Origin of the sequence: Stenotrophomonas sp. CASM110, from assembly GCF_049384345.1 — a bacterium.
GTDB classification, from domain to species: domain Bacteria; phylum Pseudomonadota; class Gammaproteobacteria; order Xanthomonadales; family Xanthomonadaceae; genus Stenotrophomonas; species Stenotrophomonas muris.
Genome location: NZ_JBMRGI010000003.1, coordinates 16,904 through 30,545 on the forward strand (window position 1 = coordinate 16,904; position 13,642 = coordinate 30,545).

13 protein-coding genes are annotated in these 13,642 nt (G+C 68.8%); 7 read left to right on the forward strand and 6 right to left on the reverse strand.

Annotated elements, in window-relative coordinates:
* Window positions 1-313: 313 nt before the first annotated feature.
* From VG561_RS02685 to coaBC, 3 genes are read right to left on the reverse strand one after another with little or no spacing between them, the layout of a single operon-like run.
* On the reverse strand, window positions 314-2,662 hold the full coding sequence (locus VG561_RS02685) for a phosphomannomutase/phosphoglucomutase (protein ID WP_423179356.1): 2,349 nt from the start codon (window positions 2,660-2,662) through the stop codon (window positions 314-316).
* 12 nt (window positions 2,663-2,674) lie between these two features.
* Window positions 2,675-3,148 carry a dUTP diphosphatase gene (gene dut / locus VG561_RS02690; RefSeq protein WP_014035700.1) on the reverse strand — a complete coding sequence of 158 codons (474 nt, stop codon included), beginning with the start codon at window positions 3,146-3,148 and terminating at the stop codon, window positions 2,675-2,677.
* Window positions 3,145-4,434 carry a bifunctional phosphopantothenoylcysteine decarboxylase/phosphopantothenate--cysteine ligase CoaBC gene (coaBC, locus tag VG561_RS02695; protein WP_014645667.1) on the reverse strand — a complete coding sequence of 430 codons (1,290 nt, stop codon included), beginning with the start codon at window positions 4,432-4,434 and terminating at the stop codon, window positions 3,145-3,147. Before coaBC ends, dut begins: the two co-directional genes overlap by 4 nt.
* A gap of 199 nt (window positions 4,435-4,633) precedes the next feature.
* Between coaBC and VG561_RS02700 the strand changes: the two genes are divergently transcribed.
* From VG561_RS02700 to VG561_RS02715, 4 genes are all read left to right on the forward strand, one after another.
* Entirely contained in the window at window positions 4,634-5,260 is a 627-nt protein-coding gene (locus tag VG561_RS02700) for a response regulator transcription factor (RefSeq protein ID WP_014645666.1), read from the forward strand.
* Between the two features lie 70 nt (window positions 5,261-5,330).
* Complete coding sequence (radC, locus tag VG561_RS02705; protein WP_014035697.1) at window positions 5,331-6,035, forward strand: RadC family protein; 705 nt, start codon at window positions 5,331-5,333, stop codon at window positions 6,033-6,035.
* Window positions 6,036-6,147: 112 nt separating this feature from the next.
* The gene (argS, locus tag VG561_RS02710; RefSeq protein ID WP_032961431.1) at window positions 6,148-7,836 is read left to right on the forward strand and encodes an arginine--tRNA ligase; all 1,689 of its coding nucleotides are present in this window, start codon (window positions 6,148-6,150) and stop codon (window positions 7,834-7,836) included.
* A gap of 21 nt (window positions 7,837-7,857) precedes the next feature.
* A complete protein-coding gene (locus VG561_RS02715) occupies window positions 7,858-8,754 on the forward strand; it encodes an SPOR domain-containing protein (RefSeq protein ID WP_046428160.1) in 897 nt (298 codons plus the stop codon).
* A 90-nt stretch (window positions 8,755-8,844) separates the two neighbouring features.
* On the opposite strand, the gene VG561_RS02720 is transcribed toward VG561_RS02715, so the two are convergent.
* Window positions 8,845-9,597: an SDR family NAD(P)-dependent oxidoreductase gene (locus VG561_RS02720; RefSeq protein ID WP_014035694.1), complete on the reverse strand. Its 753-nt coding sequence runs from the start codon at window positions 9,595-9,597 to the stop codon at window positions 8,845-8,847.
* Window positions 9,598-9,757: 160 nt separating this feature from the next.
* On the opposite strand from VG561_RS02720, the gene VG561_RS02725 reads away from it, so the two are divergent.
* Window positions 9,758-10,225 carry a DUF1456 family protein gene (locus VG561_RS02725; protein WP_014645662.1) on the forward strand — a complete coding sequence of 156 codons (468 nt, stop codon included), beginning with the start codon at window positions 9,758-9,760 and terminating at the stop codon, window positions 10,223-10,225.
* Here VG561_RS02725 and VG561_RS02730 read toward each other — a convergent pair.
* A complete protein-coding gene (locus VG561_RS02730) occupies window positions 10,194-11,081 on the reverse strand; it encodes a LysR family transcriptional regulator (RefSeq protein ID WP_014645661.1) in 888 nt (295 codons plus the stop codon). The genes VG561_RS02725 and VG561_RS02730 overlap by 32 nt on opposite strands.
* Window positions 11,082-11,224: 143 nt before the next feature.
* Here VG561_RS02730 and VG561_RS02735 point away from each other — a divergent pair, with 143 nt between their 5' ends.
* On the forward strand, window positions 11,225-12,373 hold the full coding sequence (locus VG561_RS02735) for an MFS transporter (protein WP_329768298.1): 1,149 nt from the start codon (window positions 11,225-11,227) through the stop codon (window positions 12,371-12,373).
* Here VG561_RS02735 and VG561_RS02740 read toward each other — a convergent pair.
* Window positions 12,370-13,068 (reverse strand): TorF family putative porin, encoded by a 699-nt coding sequence (locus VG561_RS02740; protein ID WP_142235568.1) that lies wholly within the window; start codon window positions 13,066-13,068, stop codon window positions 12,370-12,372. The genes VG561_RS02735 and VG561_RS02740 overlap by 4 nt on opposite strands.
* Window positions 13,069-13,246: 178 nt before the next feature.
* Here VG561_RS02740 and VG561_RS02745 point away from each other — a divergent pair, with 178 nt between their 5' ends.
* Entirely contained in the window at window positions 13,247-13,636 is a 390-nt protein-coding gene (locus VG561_RS02745) for a DUF6165 family protein (RefSeq protein WP_046428155.1), read from the forward strand.
* The last annotated feature ends 6 nt before the right edge of the window (window positions 13,637-13,642 follow it).

Below are 13,642 nucleotides of genomic sequence, written 5' to 3' on the forward strand. Positions count from 1 at the left end.
CCAAGGTCGACACCTACCAAGAGCAGTTCATGCGGTTCGGACAGATCGCGGAAATCTGTCGAAGGCGGGGTGGGTCCGGTTGCGGGGGCGTGAGCCGCATGGATGCGGCGACCGAGCTTACATGGGTGAGGGCGCTTTGCTTGCGAAGCACTGCTTCGCAAGCGCCCGAACGCCCAGCCGCCAGCGGCTGGGCCGGGCCCCGGAGGGGGACTTGCAGCGTCCCCCGTAACCGGACCCACCCCGCATCCTACGGATAGCCGGCCTTTGACGTTGACGTTGATTCGGCGGGTGCCGGGCGCCGCCCGGCCCCACCTCAGAACCCCAGCGGGGTGTCGCCCAGCACCGGCTGCAGCTGGCTGCGGAACAAGGCCTTGATGCGCTCCAGTGCGGCCTCGTCGTTGCCTTCGAAGCGCAGCACCAGCACCGGCGTGGTGTTGGAGGCGCGCACCAGGCCCCAGCCATCGGCGAAGTCCACGCGCAGGCCATCGATGGTCGACAGGCGGCCCCCCACATACGGGTTGTCCGGCGACTGCGCCGCCGCCACCAGCATCGCCACCAACGCATGCGGCGTCCCGTCGGCCACCGCTACCTTCAGCTCCGGCGTGGCGACCATCTCCGGCAGTTCGCCCAGTACTTTGTCCGGGGTTTCCTCGCGCTGGGCCAGGATCTCCAGCAGGCGCGCAGCGGCGTACAGGCCGTCGTCGAAACCGAACCAGCGTTCCTTGAAGAAGAAGTGGCCGCTCATCTCACCGGCCAGCTCGGCATCGGTCTCGCGCATCTTCGCCTTCATCAGCGAATGCCCGGTCTTCCACATCAGCGGGCTGCCACCGTTGCGCAGCACATGGTCGGACAGCTTGCCGGTGCACTTGACGTCGTAGATCACCATCGCGCCCGGATTGCGCATCAGCACGTCGGCAGCGAACAGCATCAGCAGGCGGTCGGCATAGATGATCCTGCCTTCGCCGGTGACCACGCCCAACCGGTCGCCGTCGCCATCGAAGGCTACGCCGAGGTCGGCGCCGAAGCGCTTGACCGTCTGCACCAGGTCTTCCAGGTTGGCCGGCTCGCTCGGGTCGGGATGATGGTTGGGGAAGGTGCCATCGACATCGCAGTACAGCGGAATGACGTCGGCGCCGATTGCTTCCAGCAGCTGCGGGGCCAGTGCGCCGGCCACGCCATTGCCGGCATCGGCCACGACCTTCAACGGACGGTCCAGCTGCACGTCATCGGCGATGCGCTGGATGTAGTCGGCACTGACATCGCGCTGCTGGTAGTCACCCGGCTCGGCGGACTGCACCAGGCGGCCCTCGACGATGCGCTGGTAGAGATCGGTGATCGCGTCGCCGGACAGCGTCTCGCCGCCGATCACCACCTTGAAGCCGTTGTACTCGGGCGGGTTGTGGCTGCCGGTGACCGCCACGCAGGTGCCGGTACGCAGATGGAAGGCGGCGTAGTACACGAGCGGGGTCGGCGCCAGGCCGATGTCGATCACCGCGCAGCCGGCACGGCGCAGGCCCTCGGCCAGCCCGGCCGTCAGCTCGGGTCCGGACAGGCGGCCATCGCGCCCGATCACCACCTCGCGCAGGCCCTGCTCCAGTGCCACGGTGCCGATGGCCTGGCCGATCAGCGCCGCGGTCTTCGGTGTCAGTTCGCTGCCCACCATGCCGCGGATGTCATAGGCGCGGAAGATGCCGGCGGCCAGCTCTTCGGCAGGCACCGGCGGTGGCGGCGGTGGCGTGGCATCGCCACTGCCGGTCACGGCGGCCACCGGTGGCGGCGCCTGCTGCAGGCTCTCGCTCAGGGTCGGGCCATGGTCGGCCTCGGACGCGGCGGCGCGGCGCGGCAACGGCAGCGACTTCGGCAGCCGGTCGCGCCCCACCACCAGCAACACGGCAATGAACGCCAGCAGCAACGCCACAATGGCGCTGGCCAGCGCGCCCAGGCCGAGCGGACCGGCCTCGACATTCGGCACCGACGCGACCAGCCGCAACGGCGTGCCTGCAACCGGGCGCGCCAGCGCTTCCGCGCTTTCGGCCAGGCTCGGGTCGCCCTGGGTGACCAGATCGAATGCTCCCTGGCGCAGGCCGAGGAAGCCGGCGGACGGCGCGCTGACCTGGTCGAGCGGCGACGTCAGCCGCAGCAGCGGTTGGCGGACATAGATGACGGCCGGCCCCAGGCTGCCCAGCTGCACCGGCGCGGCCAGGCCCAGGCGGTTGCCGCCGCCGTCGCGGACCACGCGCAGGCTTGGCCTGGCCTCGGCCAGCGCCGCTTCCAGCAGCGCCAGGCGGGAATACCCGAAGGTGGCCGGATCGGCATAGGCGTTGGCCAGATCGGCCGCCAGCACCTCGACCTGCTCGACCCCGGTCCAGCTCTCGCGAACGGCCAGCGCCGCCGCAGCGGCGTCGCCGGCCTGCAGCGCCTGCTGCACGCGATCGTTCTTCAACTGCTGCTGCAGCTGCTGCAACTGGCCCGCAGCAGCCTGCTGCAGGCCCTGCACGGCCTGGTCACGCGCCTCTTCCAGCGCCTGCCCGTTGGCCTCCTGCCGCCATTGCTGCACCGCGCTCCATCCGAACCAGCCGGCCAACAGGATCAACAGCACCCCCAGTAGAGGTGCACTGCGACCCAACGACCGTCCCCGCTGTCCTTCCCCGATGCCGCTCATCGATGTCCCCTGTCAACGCACCCCGGTATGGCCGAATCCACCCGCGCCCCGCACGCTGTCGGTGAAAGTATCCACTACCTGCAGGCTGACGCGGGCGATCGGAACCACCACCAGCTGCGCGATGCGATCGCCCGGCTCGATGGTGAAGGCCTCGCGGCCACGGTTCCAGACGCTGATCAGCAGCGGCCCCTGGTAGTCGGCATCGATCAGGCCGGTGCCGTTGCCCAGCACGATGCCATGCCGATGGCCCAGCCCGGAACGCGGCAGGATCACCGCGCACAGGTTCGGGTCGGCAATATGGATGGCCAGGCCGCTGGGCACCAGCGCGGTGTCGCCCGGCTGCAGGGTCAGCGCGGTATCCAGCGCCGCGCGCAGGTCCATGCCGGCACTGGCCTCGGTGGCATAGGCCGGCAGCGGCCAGCTGTCGCCGAAGCGCGGATCGAGCAGCTTGACCTGCAGCGGGTGGGAAGTGGATGCCTGGGTCATGCCTGGAGTCTCCGCGCGATCAGCGCCAGCAGTTGTTCGGCCAGCTCGCGCTTGGAAGTGGCCGGGAATACCTGTTCGCCGTCCTGCCAGAAGGCCGTGGCGGCATTGTTGTCGCTCTCGAAACCGCCGCCACTGATGCCGACCTGGTTGGCGATCACCAGGTCCAGGCGCTTGTCGACCAGTTTGCCGCGCGCGTATTTCTCCACGTCGTGGGTCTCGGCGGCGAAGCCGACCACCAGCTTCAGCGACTGCGTCTGTGCAGCGACTTCGGCGAGGATGTCCGGCGTGCGCACCAGTTCGATCACCAGCGACTGGCTGTCGGCGGTCTTCTTCAGCTTCTGGGCGGCGACCTGGCGCGGCGTGTAGTCGGACACCGCGGCGGCACCGATATAGATGTCGGCGGGCAGCGACTTCAGTACGGCATCGCGCATCTGCGCGGCCGAGCGCACGTCGATACGCTGCACGCCCGGCGGCGTCGGCAGCTGTACCGGACCGCTGACCAGCACCACCTGCGCGCCCAGCGCGGCAGCAGCGGCGGCCAGGGCAAAGCCCATCTTGCCGCTGCTGCGGTTGCCGACGTAACGCACCGGATCGATGTCTTCGTAGGTCGGGCCGGCACTGATCAGCAGGCGCAGCCCCTGCAGGGCACGGGTTTCCGGCGCGGCAACCGTCGCAGCGGCGCCGCCATTGGCGGCCAGCGCGGCCACGATGTCGCCGGGTTCGGCCAGCCGGCCGGGACCGGATTCACCTTCGGCCAGCGGGCCATCGACCGGGCCGATCACCTGCGCACCACGCTGGCGCAGCAGGGCGATGTTGGCCTGGGTGGCCGGATGCAGCCACATGCGATGGTTCATCGCCGGGCAGATCGTCAGCGGTGCGGTGCTGGCCAGGCACAGGGTGCTGACCAGGTCATCGGCATGGCCCTGGGCCAGCCGGGCCAGCAGATCGGCGGTTCCCGGCGCGACCACGATGCGGTCCGCCCAGCGGGCCAGCTCGATGTGGCCCATGGCCTGTTCGGCGGCGCTGTCCCACAGCGTGGTGCGGGTCGGCTGCCCGGACAGGGCCTGGAAACTGAGGGGGGTGACGAACTGCTGGGCACCGGCGGTCATCGCCACCTGCACCTGGGCGCCCGCATCACGCAGGCGTCGCACCAGTTCCAGGGCCTTGTAGGCCGCGATCCCGCCTCCGACGCACAACAGCAGTTTCTGGCCTTCCAGCGCGCGGCCGGGCGCGGGGGAAGCGTTGGGGGAGTCAGCCACCTGGAATTCCTGTGCAAACGAGGGCATTAGCTTACCCGATGGTCGGTAATGTCCCGGTGCACAGCGCACATAGCGGGCAGCTATCAGCAGATGGGACTTGCACCACAGCGCTTCCGGGGTTCAAGACACTGCGATTCGGAACTTTCCTATACCTGTAGGCCGGCCACGTTTGCAGAATCGTCAGTGGCCGCCGCAGGTGTGCCGCTTCGCTTTTCGAGGATTCCGCGTGCACCCGCGCATCATCATCGCCGACGACCATCCCGTCGTCCTGCACGGCATCCGCATCGTGCTGCAGACCCACCTGATGGAGGTCGTCGGCAGCGCGCGTGACGGCGCCGAGCTGCTGCAGCTGGTCGAGCACCACGGCTGCGACGCGGTGCTGACCGACCTCTCCATGCCGGGCACCGGCCCGGATGGCCCGGAACTGATCGCTGAACTGCGCGCACGCCACCCGCGCATGCCCGTGGTGGTGCTTACCGGCGCCCGCCACCCCGGCCTGCTCGATGGCCTGCTGCGTGAGGGTGTCAGCGGCCTGGTCGACAAGTGCGCCGATTTCGGCGAGTTGCCGCAGGCCCTGAACGCGGCCATGGCAGGGCAGGTGTTCGTCTCGCAGCAGCTGCGCCACCACCTGCAGGCGCGCGACCTGATGTTCGCGCGCGAACCGGCGGCGCTGTCCGCCCGCGAACAGGAAGTGCTGGACCTGTTGGCCGCCGGGCTGAAAGTGAACGCCATCGCCGTCCACTGCGGCCGCAGCCCCAAGACGATCAGCCGGCAGAAGGCCGAGGCCAAGCGCAAGCTGGGGCTGCAGAACAACCAGGAGCTGTTCGCCTACCTGCAGTCGCGACGCGACTGAGGCAACGGCCGACCCGGGCATGCGTCCTGCCCTGATGGGCCGCATCGCCCCCACTGGCGATGATGCAGGCATGCCCATCCACGACTGGCCCGAACAGGAACGTCCCCGCGAGAAGCTGATCGCACGCGGCCCCGCCACGCTGTCCGACGCAGAACTGCTGGCACTGTTCCTCGGCTCCGGCTTCGGTGGACGCGATGCGGTGCAGACCGCGCGCGACCTGCTGCAGGCGCACGGTCCCCTGCGTGTGCTGCTGGACCGCCCGGCCCGCGAGCTGGCCCGGTTGCCGGGGCTGGGCCCTGCTCGAAGCTGTGCACTGGCCGCCGGGCTGGAACTGGCCCACCGCTATCTGGCGGCCGAACTTCAGCAGGGCGAGGCCGTCGGCAACAACCCGGCTGCGGTCGGCCGCTATCTGCAGCACCGCCTGCGCGGCCAGGCCCGCGAGATCTTCATGGCGCTGTTCCTGGACAACCGCCACCGCCTGATCGCCTGCGAAGAACTGTTCCAGGGCACCATCAATGCCGCCCCGGTCTATCCCCGCGAGGTGGTGCGTCGAGCCCTGCTGCACAATGCGGCAGCGGTGATCCTCAGCCACAATCATCCTTCCGGCGACCCCGAGCCCTCCGGCGCCGACACCCGCATCACCGATGAACTGCAGCAGGCGCTGGCACTGGTGGACGTGCGCCTGCTCGACCACTTCGTGGTCGGCGAGGGCCGCCCCGTTTCATTTGCTGAACGGGGCCTGCTGTCCCCGCCCCAGCCGCGCCTGTTCGGCTGAACGGCCCTGGTCAGGGCCGGGCGGGCGCCCCGCAGGCATGTCCTGGTCAGCGTGGGCGCGGGCATCTGCGCTAAAATGGGCGATTCCGCCGCTCATTCTCACAGCAGGCCTCGTGAAAAATCTCCTCCGCGCCCTGATCAGCCAAGGCATCGAAGCCTTGCGCGCCAATGGCACCCTGCCCGCCGACTCCCTGCCGCCGGACTTCGTGGTCGAGCGCCCGAAGACCCGTGACCACGGCGACTTCGCCACCAACGCCGCGATGCTGCTGGCCAAGGCCGCGCGCAGCAATCCGCGCGCACTGGCACAGGCGCTGGTCGAGGCGCTGCCGCGCAGCGAGGACGTCAGCAAGGTCGAGATCGCCGGCCCCGGCTTCATCAACTTCCATCTGGCCCCGGCCGCGTACCAGCGCGAAACCGCCTCGGTCATCAAGGAAGCCCACGACTACGGCCGCAACCTGTCCGGCAATGGCCGCACGGTGGGCGTGGAGTACGTGTCGGCCAACCCGACCGGCCCGCTGCATGTCGGCCATGGCCGCGCAGCGGCGATCGGCGACTGCGTGGCCCGCGTGCTCGATGCCAACGGCTGGAACGCCAAGCGCGAGTTCTACTACAACGACGCTGGCGTGCAGATCGAGAACCTGGCGCTGTCCACCCAGGCGCGGATCAAGGGCATCGCACCCGATCAGGACGGCTGGCCGGAAGGCGGCTACCGCGGTGAGTACATCGCCGATGTCGCCCGCGCCTACATGGCCGGTGCCAGCGTCGACCTGGAAGGCAGCACCGTGGTCGGCGCCAAGGACCCGGACGACATGCAGGCAATCCGCCGCTTCGCCGTGGCCTACCTGCGCAACGAGCAGAACCTGGACCTGGCCGCGTTCGGTGTCGACTTCGACATCTACTTCCTGGAAAGCTCGCTGTACGCCGACGGCAAGGTTGCCGAAGCGGTGGCCAAGCTGCAGGCGTCCGGCCACACCTATGAGGAAGGCGGCGCGCTGTGGCTGCGCAGCACCGACTTCGGTGACGACAAGGACCGCGTGATGCGCAAGTCCGACGGCACCTTCACCTACTTCGTGCCGGACGTGGCCTACCACCTGTCCAAGTGGCAGCGCGGCTACGAGCGCGCGATCACCGAACTGGGCGCCGACCATCACGGCTCGCTGGCGCGCGTGCGCGCCGGCCTGCAGGCGATGGAAGTGGGCATCCCGCAGGGCTGGCCGGAATACGTGCTGCACCAGATGGTCACGGTCATGCGCGGCGGCGAGGAAGTGAAGCTGTCCAAGCGTGCCGGCAGCTACTTCACCCTGCGCGACCTGATCGAAGAAGCCGGCCGCGATGCCACCCGTTGGTTCCTGATCGCGCGCAAGCCCGATTCGCAGCTGACCTTCGACATCGACCTGGCGCGCCAGCAGAGCAACGACAATCCGGTGTTCTACGTGCAGTACGCGCACGCCCGTGTCTGCAGCCTGCTGCGCCAGGCGCAGGAAAAGGGCCTGGTGTACGAGCAGGGCAATGGCCTGGCCAACCTTGGCCACCTGGCCGACGATGCCTCGCTGCTGTTGATGAACGAGATCTCGCGCTATCCGGAAGTGGTGGAAGCGGCCGGCGTGGCGCTGGAGCCGCACCTGGTGGCGCAGTACCTGCGTGAATTGGCGCATGCCTTCCACACGTGGTATCACGGGACGCCGGTGCTGGTGGAAGACGCCGCCGATCGCAACGCCAAGCTGACCCTGGCCTGCGCGGCGCGCCAGGTGCTGGCCAACGGCCTTGAACTCCTGGGCGTGAGCGCCCCGGAAAAAATGTAAGCATCAGGAGACGCAGTACACATGGCAGCACGACGCGGCAAAACCCAGGCACGACGCAACAGCAGCAGCCAGGGCACACCCGGATGGGTGTGGCTGGTGGCCGGTGTGGCGATCGCCGCCGTGGTGTTCCTGGCGGCGCCGAACCTGTTCAAGGGCGAAGGCGACGGCTTCCTGCGCGCCGGTCCGCAGCCGAACCCGAACGCGCAGCCGGCCCCGGTTGCTGATGCAGACAGCGATGTCGGCAGCCAGCCAGCCGCGCAGCCGGCCACGCCGAAGCCGGCCGAACCGGAGAAGCCCGCGGCGACGCAGTACGACTTCTACACCCTGCTGCCGGGCAAGGAAGTGGAAATGTCCGACGCCGAACTGGCCGCCAGCGCGCGTGCCGAGGACCAGCGCCGGGCCAAGGCCGAAGCGTCGCGCGCGCAGGCCGCGCTGGAGGGCAAGCCGGTGCCGCCGGCGAGCACGGCCACGCCGGCACCGACCGCAACGGCCAGCGTCGCCAGCACCGCACCGGTGACCGCGAGCAACCGTCCGCTGCCGGCACCGCTGAGCGAGCGCCCGGCCGCGGCAACCCCGCCGGCCAGCACCGCACCGGCGTCGACCAGCACGGCCGCCACCCCCGCGCCGCGCGCGGAAGCCGCGCCCACCGCGCCGGCGACCACTGCCGCACCGGCGCCCGCCGACAACGCCCGCTACATCCTGCAGGCAGGTGCCTTCGGTGCGTCCGGCGACGCCGAAGCCACCAAGGCCAAGCTGGCCATGATGGGCCTGGCGGCACGCGTGGAGTCGGCGCAGATCAACGGCAAGACCGTGTATCGCGTGCGCATGGGGCCGTACGGCAGCGCCGGCGAACTGTCTGAAGCGAAGCAGAAGCTGGATGGCACCGGCCTGCAGGCGATGGCCATCAAGGCGCAGTGACGTTCTGCGGGACTGCATGAAGAAAGCCGGGCATTGCCCGGCTTTTTTTGTTTCTGCCGAGTCGAGCATGGCTCGACTCCACACACGGCGTCAGCCCTCGCGGGCGACCTGGAACCCGGCGAAGGACTGGCTGACCGGCATCAGCTCCAGGCGATTGATGTTCAGGTGCGGTGGCAGTGTGGCCACCCAGAAGATCTGTTCGGCGATGTCTTCGGCGGTCATCGGATTGGCACCGCTGTACAGCTTGTCCGACGCATTCTGGTCGCCATGGGTGCGGACCACGGTGAACTCGGTCTCGGCCATGCCCGGCTCGATCGTGGTCACGCGCACGCCGGTGCCGTGCAGGTCCGAACGCAGGCCCAGCGAGAACTGGCTGACGAAGGCCTTGGTGCCACCGTAGGCGTTGCCACCCGGGTACGGGTAGACGCCGGCCACCGACGAGATGTTGATGATCGCGCCCTTGCGCTCCACCAGCTGCGGCAGCAGGCGGTGGGTCAGGGTCACCAGCGCGGTGATGTTGGTGTCGATCATCGTGGTCCAGTCCGACAGCCTGGCGCTCTGTGCCGGTGCGGTGCCCTGCGCCAGACCGGCGTTGTTGACCAGCAGGTCGATCTCGCCGAAGGCCGGCGGCAGCGCCAGCAGGGCCGCCTCCATCGCCACCGGATCGCGGATGTCGAAGGCGGCGGCGTGCACCACGTCCTTGCCATAGCGCTCGACCAGCGGTTGCAGGCGTTCGCCGCGGCGGCCGGTGGCGATCACTTTCCAGCCGGCCTGGGCGAAGCGGTGGACGGCGGCGGCGCCGAAGCCGGATGTGGCGCCGGTAATCAGGACAGTGCGGGTCATCAGGCAACTCCAGGGGGAAAACCAGATCTCCATTCTGGCACCGTCCGGCAGCACCCGTGTTGCCGGATCGGCCGGATCCGGGGTCAGATCCCTTTGCGGAGCAAAGGGATCTGACCCCGGCGGCGACCCCACGTGCCGGGGTGACCGGTACAATTGCGCCATGATCAACAATGATGTCCTGCGCAGCGTGCGCTACTCCCTGGACCTGGGTGACCAGCACGTGGTCACCCTGTGCCAGATGGCCGACCCGGCCTTCGCCGTGGATACCGAGCAGGTGAAGGCCTGGCTGCGCCGCGAGGACGAAGCCGGTTTCGAGGCGATGAACGACAGCGCACTGGCGCACTTCCTCGATGGCCTGATCGTGCACCTGCGCGGTCGCGACGAGAGCCAGCCGCAGCGTGCGGTGGAAACGCGCATCGACAACAACCTGGTGCTGAAGAAGCTGCGCGTGGCCTTCCAGCTGCGCGACGTGGACCTGATGGAGATCTTCGCCAGCGCCGGCTTCAACGTGTCCAAGTCGGAAGTCGGTGCGTTGTTCCGCCAGCCCGGGCACACCAACTACCGGCGCTGCCTGGACCAGATGCTGCGCAACTTCCTCAAGGGCCTGAGCCTGCGCCTGCGCGGCTGAGCACGGCCTCGACGAAGGCGCGCGCGGCCGGCGTCGGCAGCCGCTGCCAGACCAGGTGTACGCGCCGGGTCGGGGTCGGTTGCAGTGGAATCTGAACCACGCCCTGGAAACCTTCGGCGATCAACGCCGGCACGATGCCGACCGCCAATCCGTGGCGGACGAAGCGCTCGACCAGTTCCATCAGGTTGACCTCGAAACGCACCGTGTGCGGCAGGCCAGCGGCGGCGAAGGCATCGTCGGTCTGCCGGCGCGCACCGGTACCGCGCGGGAAGTCGACCAGCGCTTCATCCTGCAGTGCGGTCAATGGCAGCCGCGTGCGCCCGGCGAGCCGGTGCGACGGCGCCAGTACCGCTACCAGATCCTCCTCCTGCAGCACCTGGTGGCAGACGCCATCCAGCGCTGCCGACGGCGCCAGGCCGACCAGTGCCACATCCAGCGCGCGCGACTGCACCTGTGCGATCAGGTCTTCGCTCTTGTCCACGCGCAGCTGGAACTCCACCTGTGGGTGCACCCGCTGGAAGGCCGCCAGCATCGCCACGACGTCGATGTCGGTCAGCGAAGAAATCTGCCCGATGGCCAGCAGGCCACGCACTTCGCCACTGACGGCGGCCACGTCGGCGCGCAGGTGGCGCAGGCTGGCCAGCACCTGGCGTGCGTGCACCAGCAACGCCTCGCCGGCGGCGGTAGCCCGCACCTGGCGTGGCAGGCGCTCGAACAGCGTGGCACCCAGTTCCTGTTCCAGGTGGGCGATCTGGTGGCTGAGCGCGGACTGCACCACGTGGCAGCGCTCGGCGGCACGGGTGAAATTGCCCTCCTCGGCCAGGGCGACGGCAAACTCGAGCTGCTTGAGGTTCATCCAGCTATCTTGTTTTCAGATGACAAGGATGATGATGATTCATTTCCATCATGACCGCAGCAGGCGGACACTGTGCACCCCGCTTCCTGGAACACCGCGTGAGCCCGTCCCTTCCCCCTCTGCACCGCTGGCAGGTGCTGCTGATGTCGGTCGCCACCGGCGTGGCCGTGGCCAGCAACTACTATGCGCAACCGCTGCTGCACACCATCGCAGATGCCTTCGGCGTGCCGTTCGGCCAGGTCGGCATGGTGGTTACCGCAGCACAGCTGAGCTATGCCGCCGGACTGATCCTGCTGGTGCCACTGGGTGACCTGTTCGAGCGCCGCCGCTTGATCGTGGTGATGAGCCTGCTGTCGGCCGGTGGCCTGGTGATCAGTGCCTGCGCGCCGTCGCTGGCCTGGCTGCTGGTCGGGACCGCGATCACCGGACTGTTTTCGGTGGTGGCACAGGTGCTGGTGCCGTTCGCGGCCACGCTGGCCGCGCCGGAACATCGTGGCCGCGTGGTCGGCACGCTGATGAGTGGCCTGCTGCTGGGCATCCTGCTGGCGCGTACCGTGGCCGGCCTGCTTTCCAGCCTGGGTGACTGGCGCCTGGTGTATGCCATCGCTGCCGGCACCCTGGTGCTGACCGCACTGGCATTGCAGCGCGGCCTGCCGCGATTCCACCACAGCGCCGGCCTGGGCTATTTCGCCTTGCTGCGCTCGATCGGCGTGCTGTTCGTGCAGGAGCCGGTGCTGCGCCAGCGCACCCTGCTGGGCGCCTGCAGCTTTGCCATGTTCGCGATTTTCTGGACCCCGCTCGCGTTCCTGCTGGCGCAGCCACCGTACGCCTACAGCGATGCCACCATCGGCCTGTTCGGGCTGGTCGGTGCAGCCGGTACGCTGGCGGCCGGCCTGGCCGGGCGCATGTCCGACCGCGGCCAGACCGGACGCGCCACTGCCATCGCGCTGGTGCTGTTGCTGCTGTCGTGGCTGCCACTGGGGCTGTCGGCCCACTCGCTGCTGGCGCTGCTGATCGGCGTGGTGGTGCTGGACCTGGCCGCACAGCTGCTGCACGTCAGCAACCAGAACCTGATCTATGCGCTGCAGCCCGCGGCGCGCAACCGCCTCAATGCCGGCTACATGACCGGCTACTTCATCGGCGGCTCGCTGGGTTCGCTGCTGTCGGCGCAGGTCTACCAGCGCTACGGTTGGACCGGCGTCTGCGTGGCCGGTGCCGCCGTGGCCGTGCTGGCCCTGCTGCTGTGGCTGCCCGGCGCGCTGCGCGCGCGCCAGGCGGCATCGTCGAACTAGAAGCTGCCCTGCAGCGCCAGCTCCCAGCGTCCACCGGCATTGCCCGGGAACAGTCGCTTGGCCGCGCTGTCGGTGTCATGCACGGTGGCGCGCAGCTCCCATGCCGGAGTCAGCGTGGCAATGGCACTGAGCTGGCCATGCAGGTAATCCGGGCCCTGCGCGGTGGCCAGCCAGTACTGGCCCACCGCTGCTTCCAGGCGGACGCGTTCGTGCAGCGGCACACGCACGCCCAGCTGGGCATAGGTTCCGCGATGGCCACCGGCCAACGCATCGTTGGAATGCGCGACCTGCAGCCAGGCGCGCTGCTTCCAGGTCACGTTGGTGTTGAGTTCGGTCCAGTCCAGCGCACGACCGGTACCCGGATACACATAGCGGGTCAGGTTCGCATCCAGCGTCCAGTCCGGTGCCAGCGCGCCGGACCAGCCCGCCACCAGGTCGAACTCGCTGCGCGCGCCATTGTCCGGCTTGAACGAGACGTTGGACCCCCACACGCTGGCGTACCAGCCCGATGGGATCGAGATCTTCGCGCCGGCCTGCACCGCCGGGTCACCATCGCTCTGCGAGCTGCCGCGCCACACGTAGTCACTGGTCAAGGCCGCACTGCCACTGACCTGCACCTGTGCCTGCGCGCTGCCCATGCCAAGCAGCCCTGCCAGGGCGGCCACCACCGCCGCCATCATCCCCTTGCTGTTCACTGCACTGTGTTCCTCGTCGAAGGCGGTCACGCCGCCGGGACGGCAGTGTCCAGCGCGTGGCCGTAACGGATCGAGGGTGCGGCCCGGCCCGCGGCGCAAATTCGGCGTAAATCCCGTGGATCGGGGCCATGCGCCAGCGGCGCGGTATCATGGCGCCCTGTTTCCAGGAACCAACCGCGTGGACGCCATCCTGACCCCGGTATCGATCGGCGAGCTGATCGACAAGATCACCATTCTCCAGATCAAGGCCGAGCGCATCGACGATGCCGCCAAGCTGGCCAACGTGCGCACCGAGCTGGACGGCCTGCTGCCCCTGTTGCAGCAGCAGCTGCAGGCACAGCCGGCCCTGGCCGCGCTGCAGCAGCAGTTGAAGGCGATCAACGAGCGTATGTGGGACATCCAGGACCAGCTGCGCGACAAGGAAGCGGCCCAGGTGTTCGATGATGCATTCATCCAGCTGGCACGCGGTGTCTATGGCACCAATGGCGAGCGCGTGCAGGTGAAGAACGAGATCAACCGCTTGGCCGGTTCTGCACTGGTGGAAGAGAAGCAGTACCAGGGCGAGTAACGCCGC

What these genes read in the sequence shown, in the direction of transcription:
- radC (WP_014035697.1), top strand. Translation starts at nt 5,331, where the DNA reads ATGCCCATCCACGACTGGCCCGAACAGGAACGTCCCCGCGAGAAGCTG.
- VG561_RS02715 (WP_046428160.1), top strand. Translation starts at nt 7,858, where the DNA reads ATGGCAGCACGACGCGGCAAAACCCAGGCACGACGCAACAGCAGCAGC.
- VG561_RS02735 (WP_329768298.1), top strand. Translation starts at nt 11,225, where the DNA reads ATGTCGGTCGCCACCGGCGTGGCCGTGGCCAGCAACTACTATGCGCAA.
- coaBC (WP_014645667.1), bottom strand. Translation starts at nt 4,434, where the DNA reads ATGCCCTCGTTTGCACAGGAATTCCAGGTGGCTGACTCCCCCAACGCT.
- VG561_RS02685 (WP_423179356.1), bottom strand. Translation starts at nt 2,662, where the DNA reads ATGAGCGGCATCGGGGAAGGACAGCGGGGACGGTCGTTGGGTCGCAGT.
- VG561_RS02720 (WP_014035694.1), bottom strand. Translation starts at nt 9,597, where the DNA reads ATGACCCGCACTGTCCTGATTACCGGCGCCACATCCGGCTTCGGCGCC.
- VG561_RS02725 (WP_014645662.1), top strand. Translation starts at nt 9,758, where the DNA reads ATGATCAACAATGATGTCCTGCGCAGCGTGCGCTACTCCCTGGACCTG.
- dut (WP_014035700.1), bottom strand. Translation starts at nt 3,148, where the DNA reads ATGACCCAGGCATCCACTTCCCACCCGCTGCAGGTCAAGCTGCTCGAT.
- VG561_RS02730 (WP_014645661.1), bottom strand. Translation starts at nt 11,081, where the DNA reads ATGAACCTCAAGCAGCTCGAGTTTGCCGTCGCCCTGGCCGAGGAGGGC.